The organism is Pantoea sp. CS_6, assembly GCF_041954745.1.
Taxonomy (GTDB): Bacteria; Pseudomonadota; Gammaproteobacteria; order Enterobacterales; family Enterobacteriaceae; genus Pantoea; species Pantoea stewartii.
Map to the genome: position 1 here is coordinate 286,448 of NZ_JAVAYG010000001.1, position 16,092 is coordinate 302,539.

Consider the following 16,092-nt stretch of genomic DNA (forward strand, 5'->3'; position numbering starts at 1 on the left):
AAAAGCGCCCTCAGAAATGAGGGCGTTTTTTTTGCCGAATCGGTTAAAAAAATTTAAGTAATGTATAAAGTTTGTCCCCCGTTCGACGATAACAATAATGAAGGCGATAAAGCCGCAGCCCAAATCTGAACCCTATCATCATGAAGGATAATTATTATGGCAGTCATTAATACCAATACCCTGTCGCTGGTTACTCAGAACAACCTGACCAAATCTCAGTCATCACTGGGTACGGCGATTGAGCGCCTGTCTTCTGGCCTGCGTATCAACAGCGCAAAAGACGACGCAGCCGGCGAAGCTATCGCTAACCGCTTCAGCTCTAACATCAACGGCCTGACCGTTGCAGCCCGTAACGCCAACGACGGTATCTCTCTGTCGCAGACGGCTGAAGGCGCCCTGACTGAAGTGAACAACAACCTGCAGCGTGTACGTGACCTGACCGTTCAGGCGCAGAACAGCTCTAACTCAGCGTCTGACATTGACTCAATCCAGGCGGAAGTTAACCAGCGCATGGAAGAGATCAACCGCGTTACTCAGCAGACTGACTTTAACGGTATTAAAGTGTTGAATACCGGTTCAGGTTCTCAGACGTATAACTTCCAGGTTGGCGCAAAAGACGGCGAAACCATCGGTATCACCATCAGTGCAAGCAACGGTTTCAACCTGTTCAATACCTCTGGTGCGACTGCTCAGACAACCGGTCAGACTATCAATGGCAACGCGCGTACTACCGCGGCTGAAGGTTTTGACGTGATGAGCGGGACCGTAACAAGCGGTGGCACCACCGATGGTTCACCTCTGGCGGACATCGATGCGGCCATCAAAGCGGTCGACAACCAGCGCAGCCTGCTGGGTGCGTCTCAGAACCGTTTTGAATCCACCATCAGCAACCTGAACAACACCGTGACCAACCTGACCGCTGCCCGCAGCCGTATTCAGGATGCGGACTACGCGACGGAAGTGTCAAACATGTCCCGCGCGCAGATCCTGCAGCAGGCCGGTTCTTCTGTACTGGCACAGGCCAACCAGGTGCCACAGACCATGCTGTCTCTGCTGCGTTAATCGCCGCACAGCCCGTCAGATTAAAAACGCTCTCAGAAATGAGGGCGTTTTTTCTTAATCGGTCTAATTAGCCCGCTTTGCTATAGCTTTTCCCGCCCTAAATTAATACCCAAAAATTTACAATAGTCTGAAACAGGTAAGGTACTTACGTGCAGGATAGTGCTATGCACAACCAGAGGATGTCAGATGAACAGGCTTTTAATAAGCATTGACCGAGTTGAGCAGTTTTCTCTTCACGTGAATGAGGCGCTCGATATCATTGATGTTTTTTTACCCTGGGGATGGCAGGTGGATATTGTCACCAGTACCTATGGTAAAACGCTGTCGTTTGAACTGGAAAAGTACAAATCCAACCCGGCTTTCCGCATTATCAGTGATAAGCAAGGCACGCTCGCTGATGCTTACAGCCTCATCTGGGTCTATAAGGGTTTTATTGCACAAAAATTGTTACCCGTGCTGGAAACGTTAACAGGCACGGCCCCGGTTATTTTCCGCCACTTTTATGATTATCATGACATTTATATGCCGTGGGGCGCTGAGCTGGAAAATCAGCTCGCCTCCCTGTCATTGAGTTTGTCGCCTGTGGTATCAGAACGTTTGCTGCAAAACGGACTGCTATCCAGTCAGATCGCTGTTTTGCCGTTTACCGTTCCTTCCGCATTCAGTTGCTATCCATCTCGTAATGCCCGCACTGCGCTCAAACGCATACTTTATTACGCCCCGGATATTTCCGCCGAAATGTATGAGCTGCAACAGCAACTGAAAAGTCAGTCCATTACGCTGGAATGGTTCGACTGTAGCCAGCCTGTGAGTCGGATTGAGCCTGAGTGGCTGGATAACTACGATATGGTCATGGGTGGCGATGAAATTGTGGCCAAGGCATTAATACTGGGTATTCCGGTATTTTTAGCGTCTACAACCGGCGTGGAAGGTTATCTGAACACGCATAACCTTCAGGAGTTTGAACAATCGCATTTTACCGTGGTGAATCTGCAGTTTTGCCCGGAGACGGAGGAGTGGATCGCCGCACTCAAACGGGGTTTCAGTGAAGCCGTGGCATGGACCCGGGCGAACCAGGGCCGCTTTGGCGATAAATGGACGATGCCTGCTGCAATCCAGACTATCCTCAGCCAGCTCCCTGCGCCCAAACGCTGGTCCATGGATGACCCGGCGCAACATGCATTACGCTTTCACAGACAGTCCGTCCTGTCCTGGGCCGATAAAAATTACTCTATTGAGCAGTGGCTGAAAGACAGGTCAATTACCGAAGCCCGACGCGCAGCGTTACAGTCATTTATTCAGTCTGTGCCCGAAAGTGGCGATATCGGCATTGTTATTATTGATGAAAACGGCGATGCCGCAGCCTGTGAACGTTCCCTTGCCGCCGTCAGGCAGCAAACATTGCCGCCCGCGACGGTCATGTTACTGAGCGATGTCGATATTGCGTTAAATGAGGGGACGATAACCGCCTGTGCCTCAGGCTGGGTCGCTGAACTTAACGAGGTCGTTTATCACCAAACCGGGCCAGCCGCGCTGCTGCTGGTGATGGCAGGGGATGAGCTTTTGCCTGACGCGTTGCTGTTGCTGGCAGAGCAGCGTTTGCGACGCCCGGAAACGGCTGTGTGGTATGTCGATGAAACCTTTAATGATGATATGAATGAGCCGGGAGCGATTCTTCGTCCCGATCCCAATATCGATCTGTTAAGAAGTACGCCTTACGTAGGCCGCACGTTGCTGTTTGACCGCCGGAAAGTGCAGGCGGCGGGGAAGGGCGAGGATGCCGTCAATCCTCTGATCATGTATGAATGGCTGTGGCGTTGCATTGAAAATCAGGGACCGGGCGCGCTCGGACATGTGTCAGATGTCGTAGTCAGAGGCCAAAAAGAGAACGGGCGCTGGCATGAAGCGCAGTCCTGTGAAGCCGGCTATCGGCGCGTTGTCGAGGCGCATTTACAGCGTTTAGGGATAAAAGCGTCACTTGATGCCGGCGTGAATACCGATTTTGCACGGGTGCGCTATCAGTGGGACACGCAGCCTCTTATTTCCATTATCGTCCCCACGCGTGATCATGCCGCCTTACTCCGTGCCTGCATCGATACGTTGATGGAGAAAACGCGTTATCCCTATTATGAATTACTGATCGTCGACAATCAGTCCGTGGATGCGCAGGCCTGTACCTTTCTCAACGATCTCGACAAACTCAATATCGAACAGATTAAGGTACTGCGTTACGACGCGCCGTTTAATTTCGCCGCCATGCATAATCGCGCCGCAGAGCAGGCGAAGGGCGACGTCTTGTTGTTCCTGGATAACGACTGCCAGATTACGCAACCTGACTGGCTGGATGCGCTACTGGAGCATGCACTGCGGCCAGAGGTCGCATTAGTCGGGGCGCGCCTTGAATACCACGATGGCCGGGTTCAGCACGGCGGTTATCTGCTGGGGGTACAGAACGGCGTTGACAGTCCGTGGGAGGGGATGCAGGAACATGCCAGAGGTTTCCAGAGCTATCTGCAAACGGAGCACAATCTTGCTGCAGTGAGTGCGTCCTGCATGATGGTCCGCAAAGACGTGTTCTTTAGTCTGGGTGGCTTTGCTGAGAACGATTTCCCGCTTTACTTCGCGGATGTCGATTTGGGGTTACGTGCGCAGCAACAAGGTTACTTAAACGTCTGGACGCCGTGGTCGCGTGTTCGCCATATGGGCGGTGCAACGCGGTTGATGCCAGAAAAGTTCAACGTACAGGAAAGGCCGTTTCAGCATGACTATAGTCGGCTTCGCCAGCAGTGGCGCGCCACGCTGTTAAAGGATCCCAGTAACCATCCGCTGATGCAGCGGGCAGGTAAACCGTTTACGCTGGGTGCAGGGACGGCGCGTTTTCAGCAGCCGCTGCCGGGCAGGCCACTGCCTGTCGTGCTCGCACACCATGTCGACTGGCAGGGATGTGGCAATCACCGCATCCTGCAACCGTTCAAGGCCATGGAAAGTCAGTTGCTGCTTGAGGGCGGACTGACTCAGCAAATTCCCGGCGTAATGGAAGTCGCACTTCTACAGCCTGATATTATTGTGCTGGAGTCGCTGAGTGGCGGTCGTTTCCCGTCGGTCATGGCGCAATATCGCGACGTCTGCGATGCCAAAATTGTGGTTGAGTACGACGACTACCTGCTCAACGTACCGGTAAAAAATGGCAACCGTAACCAGTTCCCTAAACAGATTGTCAAAAATCTTCGCAAAGTAATGGAGTGCGCGGACTGGGTGGTTGTGTCAACCGCACCGTTAGCGGATGCCTACAGCCGTTTCCATCATGACATCCGCATTGCACAGAACCGTCTCGCAGAAGGTCAGTGGGGCCATTTGACCAGCCAGCGCGGCGTGGGGCGTAAAGTGCGTATCGGCTGGGCGGGCGGCAGTACACATGCCGGTGACCTGCAAATTTTGCTGCCGCTTATCAAGGAGCTGGAAGACAAGGTTGAATGGGTTTTCATGGGAATGAAACCGCGGGGCGTGCACTGTGAGTTCCACACTGGCGTGCCGTTTGATATGTACCCAGAAAAGCTGGCCAGCCTGAACCTGGATCTGGCGCTGGTGCCGCTCGAAGTCAACCAGTTCAATGAATGCAAAAGTAATTTGCGGTTACTGGAGATCGGCACCTGTGGCGTGCCGATCATTGCCACCAGTATCGAACCCTATCGTTGTGGCCTGCCCGTCACGCTCGTTGAAAACCGCTTTAAAGACTGGATGGGCGCTATACGCGCGCACCTTGCGGATATGGATGCCACTCGTCGTCTGGGCGATCAACTTCGCGCGGCGGTCCATCAGGACTGGTACCTGAGGGAGCAGGGATTAAACGAATGGCAGAGAGGTTGGCTTTCTGCCTGAGACAGTGGCGGCGCGTCGTCCTGATGATGACGCCGTCGTTACATGACCGGACATAACGTCTCCATAGAGACACACAACGTTCAGGCAACGCCAGCTTTTCATTGTCGCGCCTGTAGAAAAAGAGGCTGTTATGCGTGGGTTCACCTTTCCTTACTTACTTCTGGCACCGGATTACATCGAATCTTCATCCGGCGTTCAGGTTATCCATCAGCTCTGTCACATGATTAATGAACAGGGCGGTAAAGCCTGGATGGTTAATTGCCGCGTGAATCCAGAATGGAATACGCCGGTGATAAACAGTGAAGACTGGAAAGTTATTCAAAACAGCGGGCAACCCTGGATTGCCATTTACCCTGAAATCGTATCGGGTAATCCTCTTTCCGCGCCCGTATGTGTTCGCTATATGCTGAACCGGGAAGGCGTGATCATGAATAACCGGATCCATGAAGGACCGGATGATTTATTTTTCTGGTACCGCAATGAGTTTGCTGAAAAAGCCGTTGACCCACAAATATTGGGAATCGAATCCTTTGATCTGCAATTATTTTGTGACGACAACCCGCAGAAAGACCTGAATATCCTCTACCTGAATCGTGTGCCTGAGTCGGTCGTTGATTTCAGCCAGCTACCCGCGGATACCAAAATCTTGTCCATGGCAAACCCATTGACGCTGAAAGAACTTGCCGTTGTGCTCAAGCGTACGCGCGTATTTTATTCGTATGAGTCCTCGGGCACCTGCGCAATGGCGATTTTATGCGGAAGTCCTGTAGTTGCGTTAACCGCACCGGGTTATGAAAAGTATGCCATTACGCAGGAAACCGTGCGTGACAACGGTGGCGCTGGATTTTGCTGGGAAAACACCCAGGAAGCTATTGATACCGAGCGCCAGAATTTATGGAAGATGCGAGACTATTTTCTGGTCCGACGCGCGCGAAGTCAGCAACAGTTTGAAAACTTCGTTACGTTAACACAAGAAAAGGCCGAACAACGTGCCGCGCAGGATAAGCGACACGCTTTGAATGACTGGCTGTATAAGCGGCAACTTCCGGCTCCTGCTGAAGAGGTGCAGAGTCCTTCATCACTGCCACTCCTCAGAATGCTGATTGCCGTCCAGCCAGGCAGCGAAGCGGACAGGACCTCGACGCTGAATGCCTTATTGCCTCAGTTAGATCAGGTAACAGGATGCGCCGTTTTACTGGCGACGCCGCAGGAAACGTGCCACGTTTCTGACGATCGTGTCTTTCAGATTCGGTCTGATGTGTGGCTGAATGAAATGAATTGTCATCTGGAGCAGAACGTTTACGACTGGATATACGTCGTTCCTGCCGGGTGTCAGTTTACAGCGGAAAGTTTACGACTCCTTGCTGAGGCCTTGCACAGCAGAACGGGATGCGCCTTTGTTTACGCGGATGAAGGCCTCTCTGACAAGGAAGGGAAAATTCATCCTCATTTTAAGCCTGCATTTTGCCCGGACCTTTTTCTGAGTCAGCCTTCACTCTACCTTAAGCGCGGGATCTTCGCGCGAAACGCCTTGATGGCTATCGGCGGGTTTAATGCTGATTTATCCGCGTGCTATGAGCTGGATGCGATTACGCGACTGTTAGCTACGCGCGATAGCAACGTGTTTGGTCATGTTTCAGAGGTCTTTACCGTGACGCCTCTGAAAAGCTGTGTGGCACAGGATCTGCAGCAGGAACATGCTGTGTTGCAATCTTATCTTCAGCAGCAGGGCTTCAGCCAGGGTGTAGTGGAGCACCAGCCGGGTAAGCCGTGGCGGTTAAGATACAGCACGGAGCCGGTTATTTCGCTCAGCATCATACTTGTCGCTGGCACAGATATCCATCAACTGCAGTGTTGCATCACTACGTTATTTGAACAAACCCATCAACCGGTATGCCAGTTGATTGTTATTGTGACGCCGGCGACCTCTGAGGCCATCACGGCCTGGCTGACGACAAATTTGTCAACAGCGTCGGTTAACATCAACATCCTGAAAAGTCATGGCAGCCAAACCCAGGAAGCGGCGATTAATGAGGCAGTAGGGCAGGCAGAAGGCGAGTTTCTGCTGTTGTTGGATCCCCGTGTTTTATTTGTCAGCCGCGGCTGGCTGGAGGCGCTGGCATGTCATGCCCTGCGGCATGATGTTGTCTGCGTCGCGCCTCATATTATCAACCTGGACAGTCAGATCTTATGTGCCGGAGAAATTCTTGGGGTCAGGGGCCTGGCCTTCCCTGTTGGTTATGCCGAAAGATGGGGCAATGCAGGCTACCTGTCACGCTATCAAAGCGACTGTAGTTATTCGACGTTGGCCACAGACTGTCTGTTAATCAGAAAAGACAGATGGCTGGAGGTCGGTGGATTTGATACGGCTTATACACAACCTCTGCTGGCCAGACTGGACCTGAATCTGCGACTGGTTCAGCAGGGCGGTCGGGCAATATGCACACCTTACAGCGTTGTAGCAAAACAGGAAGCCGTGACGGACTTTCCGCCAGAATATGCGTTGTCGCCTTCACAGGAACTTGACCGTTTCTATCACGCCTGGCTCCCTGTTCTGGCAGATGATCCGGCTTATAATAAAAATTTAAGCCTGAACAGAACCCTTTTTACCGCAGACAGCACGTTAGTCACGGGCTGGAACCCGCTCAAACCTGGCGAAACACGTACCGTCATTTTTATCGCGCAGGATCAGAATAATACTGGCGTGCAGCGATTTACCACCGCGCTGGACAGGCTGATGAATGCCGGTGGCGTCAAAAGCGTGCTTCTTGAACAGATACCCTCCGCGCCAGAATTATTGCGGCATCATCCTGACGAGCTCGTTATCAGCGGCGAACTGACGGATCTCGCCTGCCAGACAATCAGGCAACTCAAAAACGCCATAACCTGTCGTGTTCATTATCTTATTCAGGACGATCCGAATGCGCGGAAATATAAAAAATTAATTGAAGATAATGTTATCGATAACTGGCTAACGTACAGCGATGCACTGGCCAATTGGCTCAAAAAGCGCCATAAACCTGTCGTTATTCTTCCCAATGTTTTAGTACAACCCTGTCAGGATAGAGTTAAGCAGAAAAAAGACAAATGCCGTGTCGTGTGTTTCACATACGATCTCAGGAAGAAAGATTATGAATTACTGACTCCAGCGATAACGGCAAGTGCGGAAAAGCTTGACTGGATTGTCATTGGACATTGTCCGCCGGAATGGCTGCCTTATATCAGGGAAACGTACCGTTTTCAGACTGAGGCCCGCCTGGTCGCGCAGTTGCTGCATTGTGACGCCGATATCGCCGTGCTTCCGCGCTGCAACAATGATGAAAACCGTTACAAAGATAACAACGTACTCATGCAGTTAGCAGTAATGGGGATACCGGCGATGTATAGCGATCATCCTACATTCGGTGAGTCCGTTCCCGGCTGGAGAGTAAAACATAACCCGAACGCCTGGAAAGAGGCTATCGCAACGCTTTGTACTGATACGTCGCTGAGTGACACGCTCAGTCAGCAATTGAAAGAAAAAGCTTATAACGAGGTAAACCAGGACGCGCTTATGACACTTTTCGGCCGGATACAGGCGTTATCTGAAGCCACTCAGGCATAAATGACGTGCAGAGACAGCGCGCCAGATAAAAGCCCTGTACGCATTCAACAATTATTTAAGGTCAGGAAGTTATCCGATGAAGATAAACAAACCCTCATCAAATGTGCTGGTGACAAGTCCTCTTCTGCCGCCCCTGGAAGAGTTCCTGCCTTATTTAGAACGTATCTGGGACAGTAAACAGCTCACAAATGGTGGTCCGTATCACCAGGAGCTGGAACGGGCCCTTGCCGATTATCTCGGTGTCGAGCACCTCAGTTTGTTCGCGAACGGTACCCTGGCGCTGGTGACTGCGCTTCAGGCGCTCAGAATCACGGGGGAGGTGATTACCACTCCCTATTCTTTCGTCGCGACATCCCATTCCTTATTATGGAACGGCATAAAACCCATATTCGTCGATATTGATCCTGTTACCTGCAATATCGATCCTGAAAAAATCGAATCCGCCATTACGCCTACCACCAGTGCAATTTTACCCGTTCACTGCTATGGCATTCCCTGCGATGTCGACCGCATTCAACGTATTGCCGACAATTACGGTCTGAAAGTCATCTACGATGCCGCGCACTGTTTTGGTGTTAAACAAAAAAACGTCAGTATCCTGAATCACGGCGATCTTTCTGTTTTAAGCTTCCATGCGACAAAGGTATTTAACACGTTTGAAGGCGGCGCCATTATCTGCCCGAATGAAAAAATCAAACGACGTATTGATTATTTAAAGAATTTTGGCTTTGCCGATGAAACCACGGTGGTTGCGCCGGGTATCAATGGCAAAATGAATGAAGTTCAGGCGGCATTTGGATTACTCCAGCTGAAGCATGTGGATTCAGCGCTGGCTAAGCGTAAAGTCATCTACGAAAAATATCAGCAGGCATTAGGGCATATACACGGACTTACGCTACTACCGCTCGTTGATGAAACCGACTGGAACTATGCGTATTGCCCGGTCTTTGTTCACGCGGGATTATTCCCGATGACGCGTGATGAACTGTATCATCACTTCAAAAGCCAAAATATTTATGTCAGACGGTATTTTTATCCGCTCATCTCCGATTTCCCGATGTACAAAGGCTATGAATCATCGGCTCCTTCAAATTTGCCGGTGGCCAGTCAAATTTCTCAGCAGGTGTTGTGTTTACCGGTGCATCCAAACCTGGCGGAAGCGGATCAGGATGAGATTATTAACATTATTATGCGCGCCAGCAATGTGAATGCTGCGTAAGGCTTCAATCCGGATCTTTACAAGCCCGTCAGGCAAAAGGGAACATGCGTTTGCCTGACGCTGCACATCTCACATGCTTTCCATCTGCACGATCTTGCTTTCTTAATCGTTTCTCATCTCAAAAATCGTTGCTGACAGCGGTATATCGAAAAAGAAACGGGAAGGGCACAGACGACGGATACAGGTAATGAGAACAACTCTGCCCGGCTGATACGCGAGAGCCGGGCTGATGCAAAGAAAAAATCAGGCAGGAATCGCGTACAACACCAGTTCAAAAGCATGAACAGGATGATGGGCGCGGAGATAAAATCGATACCCGGGCATAATGCTTTTGATATAAGCAGGAATCTTTATAAGATCATCCGGTTTGTGATAAGCGCTGATTGCCAACAGTGGGTAACAGCGTTGAATACTGTTTTTCGCCCCCTCCAGCGCAGAAAGCTCAGCGCCTTCAATATCCATTTTGATAAACGTCACCTTACTGTCCGCAATAACGCTATCGAGTGTGGTTAATGCGATACTGTTAGTCGTGACCTTTTCAGTAATTTTTGAATCCAACGCTTTTCCTGAGTCGAAATACAGCGTTGTCTCTTCACTCCATACGCCTGCCTGGTGGCATTCACAATACGCTTTATCCGCTGTAGCGGCACACAGCAACGGATAATTGACGTCGTCAGGTTCGAAGGCAAAGATTTTTTTCGGCGAAGGGAGTCCGCGGGTGGCCAGTGCGGCTTCGAAAGCATTCACGCTGTCACCATTATAAGCACCACAGTCAACAAAAACCTCGGACTTACTCAACGCGACAATGTCGGTTGGGAAGTAATGGTTCTCATCATACACTGTTTTAATATAGTCAGGGCGTGCGCTAATACGCTGATTCATGAATGCGATAAACGTCTCGCGAGATTTATCATCACCAAGACTTTCATATAAGGAATGCAGGGCGTCAGCATGGGCCTGACAAAAATCATAGGAAATAATATCTTCGGTGTTTACGCCCGTAAAAGAGGGGTCATAGACCAGCACTTCAGATTGAACGTCTGATAATGAATTCAAAAACGCCGGATCCACATACTGTAGTGCAATAATAAAATTATATTTTTTATTGGTGTTGAGCAAACTTTCCAGAGGGACAATAGTCAGTTCGTTTAACGTTTGACCAGGAGAAAAATACATTTCATTGACCGCTACATAATCGATATGCAAGTGATTACGCGCCATATATTCACTGGTCTTGGTAGCCAGACAGCCTGCGCCAATGAGGACTACCGGATTACCGTTTTGGTACATTTTCTCCAGCGTAACGAGAAAATGGTTATTTTTCTCGACTATTTCACTAAGAAAACTCATGAGGAACTCCGTTATATTTTATCTTTTTATTGTTCAAAGGGTACATTTTTGCTGACTTGTTGCACTTTTCGCGGCACTTTCAAGAAAGTGAAGCCCGCGAGCCGCAATGTCTGAACCCATCACGTAATCGTTAGGTTCCCCTCTCAATGCAGAGGCAATGTCAGCATAATAATTGGCAAATGCTTCAATAAAGCCAGCAGGGTGACCCGCTTTAAAACGGCAGTAACGTGCATCAGCAGCAACAATGTTGTCATTGGCTGTGCGATCGATAACAGAACGACTGCCTTGCAAACCGCTGACATACAGGAATTCAGGATCCATCTGGAGCCATTCTGCGCTGCCCTGACTTCCCATGACGCGAATCCGCAGGCCATTTCGGTATCCCAGAGCGGCTTTGCCATACCAGTAATTACACGTCATACCGCTTTGATAACGCGATAAGATATGTACGGTGTCGATAACGCCGGGAATTTTGGCGTAGGTATCATTGATCGCATAAATATCGACGGCGTGATCCCCGGTGATAAATTCAATAAGCTGGTGAACATGAACGCCAAGATCGAGCGAAACGGTTGGAATGACGGCATCCTGCTGCCGCCATCTCTGCGGTTTTGGCACATCGCCATGCTGATTATGGCGTGCAAAACCTTCCTGAGGCATTTCAACCATGACCTGCTGAATGGCCCCGAAATCGCCGCGCTGTACGCGCTTTTGCAGTTCGCGCACCATGGGATAGCCACTGTAATTATAAGTGACAAACAATTTAGCCTGATGTTGATGCTCGCTGTTCATGATGTGCAAAGCGCTTTGATGGCTTTCAACCATTGCCTTTTCGCAAATTACAGCCAGACCGTTTTCGAAACAGGCGGTGATAATTTCATGATGGTCAGGGGTAGGTGTTAACACCGCAACTGCGTCAAGATGGTGGCGCTCCTGTAAAATAAACGCCTGAATACTGTCATAAATACGTTCAGGATGAATATTCCAGCTCTCACCCGTGTGACGATTCTGCTCAGGATTGCGGCTAAAACAGCCCGCCACAAGCGTAAAATCCCCGTCGAGCTGTGAGGCAATTTTATGGGTAAGACCAATAGCCGAATTCGCGCCACCGCCAATAAAACCAAGTTGTAGTCGTTTTTTCATATCGGTTTCCTAGTACTTACCAAGCGTAAAAAAATTTTTTAACTGTGGTGTGAAGCGGGCCAGTTCATCACGTTGGTGGAATTCAGCAAAAATAAGCGCGGCGCGATCGTGAGGCGCGCGCTGGATTCTCTCGCCTGTTTTCTTAAGTGGCAGAAAAGAAAGGATATTGGCCGGTAATGCTGCGAAGCTGACGGAGGTAAAGGTTTGTTCCTGATCAACAGACACAGTATGGCGAGCGATTAATCTGACATGTTCGGGACGCCGACTGGCTGGCGTAAAAGGTGTGCCGGTAAAGGCATGGGTGAACCAGAGTGAATAAGGCGTGTCTGTAGAATATTCAATGAGTTGATTATACAGGTCACCCGGGCATCGGCGTGTCATTTCTATCAGAGAAAAGCTTTTACCATCCGAGATAAACTGTGTGTGCAGTAAACCATCACAAAGCCCGAGCTCATCAACGAGTGCCTGTATACAGTCGCTGACCTGGTCTTTTATCGACGCAGGAAGATTGAGGCTGAGGCTACTACTGTTTACCTGCCAGGGATAAACGGTACAAAATTCATCGACAAAATATTCGACCGCCACTTTTCCATTCACGATAAAAGCGGAGTGGCTGTGTAAATCGCCGGCTATCCAGCGCTCTATAAGCGCCTGGCCACAGGATGATGCCGCACAGGCATCTCGCCAGGCGGCGGAGATGTGTTCGCGCTCAGCCACCAGTGAAATCCCTAATCCGCTGTAGGAATCGACAGGTTTTATCATCAACGGTAACGGAAGTTGCGCCGCCTCTTCAGGACAGCTCACGGCCACAGGGACTGGATAACCCTTATTCTGTGCCCACTGGCGGAAGACGTCTTTTTTAAAAATAATTTCTGCTACATCAGGGCGATCAAAACCGCGTAAGCCCATTGCCTCAGCGACACTGGCACCCGTAAGGTAAGACACATCAGTAACACCAGGCAGAAGTGAAGTAATATTGAGTGATTTCGCCAGGGTCAGTACGTCCTGTACGTTGGCATAATTCAGGCAAAAAGAGTGGGTCGCGAGTTGATGACCCGGATCCTGCGGTTTGCCGCTGCATACAGCTGTTTCATAACCGGAATGCTTAAGTGCCATCAAAAGAGGCATAGCAGCAAAACCGGCATCCAGCATAAGTGCTTTTTTATTACTGCTCATTATGATTTGCCTGAGGTGGTGCAGCTAACACATTGTTTAGCTGGCAAAGTTTTTTCCTGGTATGGATGGGGTGCCAGGCGCGCTTTTATAGCAGATTGTAATCCCGGCAGGCCGAACTGATGCCGTAAATAAAGCCCTTTTTAGTGTGTATTTAACGCAAACGGGGGACAGGCAGGCTCGTCATGAACCGCGTTCCTTCTGGCGGCAACGTGAATGTTTTATGCAGAATCATAATGACCGGAACGGCAGAGACAGGCAGACGCCACAAAGCGATATAACGCTGTATTAATACAGTAAAGCAACATCGCAGTATTGATTGCATTGCCGCCGTGACTGAATGGTACTGTTTTGTGTGCTGACAAGCCTGATCGATAAGATGCATCTTCAGGCTTACAGCAAAGGCTCAGAGGTTTTGATAGCCGGATTTCAGGCTACGATAATAAGTGGAACGCAGTAAGGCTTCTGAGAGTTGTTCACGCGGTTGTGAAGAAAAGAAGTGATAGTTAATTTTACAGGCCAGAGAAAGCCCTGTTTCGCGCATCATGAAATAATGCTGTTCGCCACTGCCTACCTCTGGAGCAATATAGTTTTTAAGCAAATCGTTGCCGCCAAGATCGAAGTTCTTATTCTCTTTAAATAAATCAAAAAAGATTGCACTAAAGAAAATGCTTAAATGTTTGTTATTGGGGTGGCTTACCGTGCTGTAGCAATGTTTATCTTTTAACAGGGCGTCCCGATAAAAGTCTGAATAATCAAACGCCACCTTACCTTCTTTGAACAACCGCTGGTAGCGATTAGCGTCGTCCATGATCATGTTATGCTGCCTGGCCGCGTCGTAACTAACATTGTGGTACGCAGCAACGGCATCCGCACAGGCATGTGCGGTCAAATAGAGATGCAAAAAACGGTAATCAACATACACCATTAAATCGGGCACGGCAGCAGAATAATACCCTAGCTGCGGTGCTGATACGCTTGATTCCATTGTGGGTAATATGCGGATATCGAAATACTCGGTCAGTTTCGCGGTTGACAGCAAACCCCAGCGTTCAGAATGATACTGCATAAAAATATGATCGCAGCTTTCAAGTTCGTGCATCAGATTGATAATGTCTCGCTGAGCATCAAGTTTATACAGAGGTGTATTAACAACGTGTGTTATTGCGCCACGATGAAGCTCAGAATAATTACTTAATAACTGACCAACGACTTCGAGCTGACAGTTACCAATCGTTGCTACTTTCATTACATTATCTCCTTATAAAGTATTCGCGTAGGGAAAGGGGGTCGCCAGGTGATTCAGACAGAGGCGAAGTTTATCCTGCCAGTCTGAGGGGGGGATGCCGATGGTGCTGAGAGCGTCGCTGTTCATCACACTGCGCGCCGGCCGAATCGCCGCAGACGGATAGTGCGAGCTGATAATGCCATGCACGACCACGTCCTGTTGCGCCGCGACAAAGATTGTCTGAGCGAATTCGCACCAGCTGACGGCAACGTCGCCACAATAATGGTAAAGACCGTGCTTTTCGGGCATGTCGGCGAGCGTGATCATGGCCTGGGCTAAATCACCCGCGTAGGTCGGACAGCCATACTGATCGTTCACCACATGTAACTCGGAACGCGTCTGCGCCAGACGAAGCATGGTACTGACGAAGTTATTACCGTATTCGCTGAACATCCATGAGGTACGAATCACAATCGCCTCGGGCAGGACCTCAAAGACGCGCTTTTCACCTTCCCACTTACTCAGGCCGTAAAAATTAATCGGGCAGGGCGGATCCTGTTCGGTATAGGGCGTTTTTTTCACCCCGTCGAAAACATAATCTGTGGAAATATGAATGAAACGCGCCCCGATCATTTTGGCGGCCTGAGCCAGATTTTCAGGGCCAATCGCATTGATCTTTAAGGCTCGTGTCCGGTCGGTTTCTGCCTTGTCAACGGCGGTATAAGCCGCTGCATTCATAATGACATCGGGCTTAAATTTTTTAACCACGCGCACAACGGCAACGCGATCGGTAATATCCAGTTCCGCCGAACCACACGCCAGCGTGATCCAGTCGGCGGGAAAACGATCCAGTAAACAACGCCCTAACTGGCCATAAGCACCCGTGAGTAAAACGCGCATTACATCAACTCCTGCAACGAGAGTCCTTGTTGATCTTTTACCGACAGAATCGGCTGTTCGACAGGCCATTGAATCGCAACATCGGGGTCATTCCACATCAGACAGGCTTCATCCTTAGGGTTGTAATATTGAGTACATTTATATTCAAAGTCAGCCATGTCCGAGAGCACGACGAAACCGTGCGCGAGCCCTGGTGGGACCCATAGCTGAGTTTTATTCTCTTCTGAAAGCAAAATACTGACCCACTGACCATAGGTGGGCGAATTTGGGCGGATATCGACGGCGACATCAAAGACTTCTCCGCGCACCACGCGTACCAGTTTGCCTTGAGGCTCTGTTTTCTGGAAATGTAAGCCGCGTAAGACGTGCCGTGCAGAGCGGGAATAATTATCCTGAACAAATTCAAGGTCGGTTTGCAGGAGATCCTGATAACGGCGTTTTTCAAAGGTTTCCAAAAAGAAACCGCGCGCGTCGCCATATACGGCCGGCTGAATAATTTTAACGTCAGCAATATGGGTTGCTTTGACTTCCACG

10 protein-coding genes are annotated in these 16,092 nt (G+C 49.8%); 4 read left to right on the forward strand and 6 right to left on the reverse strand.

Features of this window, described 5'->3' with window-relative positions; genetic code table 11:
- Positions 1 to 156 precede the first annotated feature (156 nt).
- The 4 genes from RAC90_RS01270 to RAC90_RS01285 all read left to right on the forward strand — a co-directional run bounded on the left by RAC90_RS01270 (position 157) and on the right by RAC90_RS01285 (position 9,764).
- Positions 157 to 1,062 (forward strand): flagellin, encoded by a 906-nt coding sequence (locus RAC90_RS01270; RefSeq protein ID WP_039342628.1) that lies wholly within the window; start codon positions 157 to 159, stop codon positions 1,060 to 1,062.
- A 186-nt stretch (positions 1,063 to 1,248) separates the two neighbouring features.
- Positions 1,249 to 4,941, forward strand: coding sequence for a glycosyltransferase (locus RAC90_RS01275; RefSeq protein WP_375123847.1), 3,693 nt, complete (start codon positions 1,249 to 1,251; stop codon positions 4,939 to 4,941).
- Positions 4,942 to 5,071: 130 nt separating this feature from the next.
- Positions 5,072 to 8,545, forward strand: coding sequence for a glycosyl transferase family 2 (locus tag RAC90_RS01280; protein WP_375123848.1), 3,474 nt, complete (start codon positions 5,072 to 5,074; stop codon positions 8,543 to 8,545).
- A gap of 76 nt (positions 8,546 to 8,621) precedes the next feature.
- On the forward strand, positions 8,622 to 9,764 hold the full coding sequence (locus tag RAC90_RS01285) for a DegT/DnrJ/EryC1/StrS aminotransferase family protein (RefSeq protein ID WP_039342620.1): 1,143 nt from the start codon (positions 8,622 to 8,624) through the stop codon (positions 9,762 to 9,764).
- A gap of 243 nt (positions 9,765 to 10,007) precedes the next feature.
- On the opposite strand, the gene RAC90_RS01290 is transcribed toward RAC90_RS01285, so the two are convergent.
- The 6 genes from RAC90_RS01290 to rfbC form a co-directional block, all read right to left on the reverse strand.
- The gene (locus RAC90_RS01290; RefSeq protein WP_375123849.1) at positions 10,008 to 11,114 is read right to left on the reverse strand and encodes an FkbM family methyltransferase; all 1,107 of its coding nucleotides are present in this window, start codon (positions 11,112 to 11,114) and stop codon (positions 10,008 to 10,010) included.
- Between the two features lie 33 nt (positions 11,115 to 11,147).
- Entirely contained in the window at positions 11,148 to 12,257 is a 1,110-nt protein-coding gene (locus RAC90_RS01295; RefSeq protein ID WP_375123850.1) for a Gfo/Idh/MocA family protein, read from the reverse strand.
- Between the two features lie 9 nt (positions 12,258 to 12,266).
- Positions 12,267 to 13,433, reverse strand: a complete 1,167-nt coding sequence (locus RAC90_RS01300; protein WP_375123851.1) for an acetyl-CoA carboxylase biotin carboxylase subunit family protein — start codon at positions 13,431 to 13,433, stop codon at positions 12,267 to 12,269.
- 403 nt (positions 13,434 to 13,836) lie between these two features.
- Positions 13,837 to 14,679 carry a WcbI family polysaccharide biosynthesis putative acetyltransferase gene (locus tag RAC90_RS01305; RefSeq protein ID WP_375123852.1) on the reverse strand — a complete coding sequence of 281 codons (843 nt, stop codon included), beginning with the start codon at positions 14,677 to 14,679 and terminating at the stop codon, positions 13,837 to 13,839.
- Positions 14,680 to 14,691: 12 nt separating this feature from the next.
- Positions 14,692 to 15,558: a dTDP-4-dehydrorhamnose reductase gene (gene rfbD / locus RAC90_RS01310; RefSeq protein ID WP_039342611.1), complete on the reverse strand. Its 867-nt coding sequence runs from the start codon at positions 15,556 to 15,558 to the stop codon at positions 14,692 to 14,694.
- The gene (gene rfbC, locus RAC90_RS01315) at positions 15,558 to 16,091 is read right to left on the reverse strand and encodes a dTDP-4-dehydrorhamnose 3,5-epimerase (RefSeq protein WP_006118884.1); all 534 of its coding nucleotides are present in this window, start codon (positions 16,089 to 16,091) and stop codon (positions 15,558 to 15,560) included. Before rfbC ends, rfbD begins: the two co-directional genes overlap by 1 nt.
- Position 16,092: the final 1 nt, after the last annotated feature.